This window comes from Serratia sp. Ag1 (assembly GCF_000743355.1).
GTDB lineage: Bacteria > Pseudomonadota > Gammaproteobacteria > Enterobacterales > Enterobacteriaceae > Chania.
Window position 1 is genome coordinate 1 of the sequence record NZ_JQEI01000085.1, and the last position, 2,198, is coordinate 2,198.

Genomic DNA, 2,198 nt, shown 5'->3' on the forward strand with positions numbered 1-2,198 from the left:
CAACAAAAATGCCCGAATAGCCTGGGCGCTTATAAACCAGAAAGCAGCGTACATGGCTAAGTAACTAACTGATTTTAATAAGTCCAACGAGTTGATGTACTGACAGGTAGAACCGACTCTCTGTGAACCTGGCAAATAGCAGGGCTGTAATAAGCCATGGCACTAATGAGGTCAGAGCGTACGGATGTTCATCATGGCAACAACACCGCCTAATGACCGCTTTTCAACATTTATTTTGTCCGGTTTTCATCATTTCTGATGTCCGCTTGTAGCATTCAGTTTTCTGTGTTTTTCTCCTCTATTGTTTTGGGTAACGTGCCAGCCTTCCGCTTATCTTTCAGTCGGTAGCTTTCGCCCTTGATGTTTACTGTTGTCGAGTGATGCAGCAACCTGTCGAGGATCGCCGTTGCCAATACATGATCACCGAACACCTCCCCCCAGTCGGTGAAGCTCTTGTTTGAGGTCAGGATGATGCTCGCTTTCTCGTAACGCCGATTGAGCAGCCTGAAGAACAGATTGGCTTCATCACGCGTCATGGGCAGATAACCGATCTCATCCAGGATAAGGACCCGCACGTAACTCAGTTGCTGCAACTGCCGCTCCAGCCTGTTCTCCTGCCTGGCTTTTACCAGTGTTGCCATTAATTTATCCAGCGGCATGAACAGCACCCGATGACCCGCATCTGCTGCCTTTACCCCCAACGCTACCGCCAGATGCGTTTTCCCTACGCCCGGAGGTCCCAGTAGGATGACATTCTCATTACGTTCGATGAACACCAGCCCGGCCAGTTCCCGGATAACCCGCTGGTCGATGCCAGGTTGGAAGCTGAAGTCGAACTGCTCCAGCGTTTTCACCCAGGGCAGTCGAGCCTGTTTCAGCCGGGATTCCAGCCCCTTATGTCGCCGACCATTCCATTCGTGATTCAGCACTCGAACCAGTGTTTCTCGTGCGTTAAGTTCTTCCTTTACGGCCTGCTCAAGCAGATTGTCTACCGCATCTGTCAGATGCTCCATCTTCAGTCGCGCCATCAGTTCTGTCAGTTCGCTCATCACAGCAACTCCTCATAATCGCTTAATGCACGCTGTGCCACTCGGCAGGTTTGCTGCCACAGGGGGCGGTGATGCGCGGCTACGGTCTGCCAGCCAGCTGGTTTTTCAGCCAGTAGGTGTGTCGCGATGAGGGCGTCATCTCCATACACCCTGAGCTCGTTATCCAGTGAGATACGGATGCTGACCGGTTGCCCGCACCAGCTTTCCGGCACGCTATACCGGTTACCCCGAACCTCGATATAGCCATCCCAGGCAACCTGTCGGATGTCGTGATAGCTGGTGTCGAAGTCACCCGCCGGTAATGCCAGCAGATGGCATAGCTCCTGGGTAAAGCGTTCTGCCGGTGTCTGGCTGAACTGGCGAAGCGTGCGGTGGTCAGCTTCTGTATTTATCCACTGCATCAGCAACTGATTGATATGTGCCAGACTGTCGAACTGCCGGTAACGAACGAAGAAGTTTTCCTTGAGGTATTTCACCATACGCTCCACCTTGCCTTTGGTTCGTGCTCGGCGTGGTCGGCAGGCACGTGGCGTGAAGCCATAGTGTTTTGCCAACTGGAGGAAGCCGTTGTTGAAGATAACCTCACCACTGTTGTCATGTTTGAGAACGGCTGCTTTCTGGTTATCAACCAGCACGGTTTTGACGCTGCCACCAAAGCACGTGAAGGCTTTGACCAGCGATTCATAGGTATGCTCGGCATCCTGGCTGTCGGTGGCCCATACATGGAAGCGTCGGGAGTAACCGAGGGTATTAACGGCGAAGTTCACTTTGCAGAGCTGACCGTTGACAACAGTCTCGATTTCACCCCAATCGTGTTGGAGTTGCTGGCCGGGCTGCGTCTCGAAGCGTACGGTCTGCTTGGACGCACGCAAGGCGCGTTTAGGATGCACATACTGACGCAACGTGGAGCGGCAGCCGTCATAACCCTGCTGCTTTATCTCCTGATAAATGACCTCAGTATTCCAGACATGCTCACGCAAGCGCAGATCAACATAGTCCATGAACGGACGAAGTTTTCTCATCGGTTCGCGCCGTCGAGCGTTAACGGGTTTTTCAGTGAGATGTCGTCGAACCGTTCGCTCGGAGCATCCGATATGGTGAGCAATGTCTATAATATGCGCACCGTGAATACGCATCTGCTTTATCATG

2 protein-coding genes are annotated in these 2,198 nt (G+C 52.6%); both read right to left on the reverse strand.

All coding sequences use genetic code 11. The annotated features are described in order from the left end of the window. Positions 1 to 275: 275 nt before the first annotated feature. Positions 276 to 1,049, reverse strand: coding sequence for an IS21-like element helper ATPase IstB (gene istB, locus IV04_RS24080; RefSeq protein ID WP_037403519.1), 774 nt, complete (start codon positions 1,047 to 1,049; stop codon positions 276 to 278). Then, positions 1,049 to 2,197, reverse strand: coding sequence for an IS21 family transposase (istA, locus tag IV04_RS24085; RefSeq protein WP_037441732.1), 1,149 nt, complete (start codon positions 2,195 to 2,197; stop codon positions 1,049 to 1,051). Before istA ends, istB begins: the two co-directional genes overlap by 1 nt. Position 2,198: the final 1 nt, after the last annotated feature.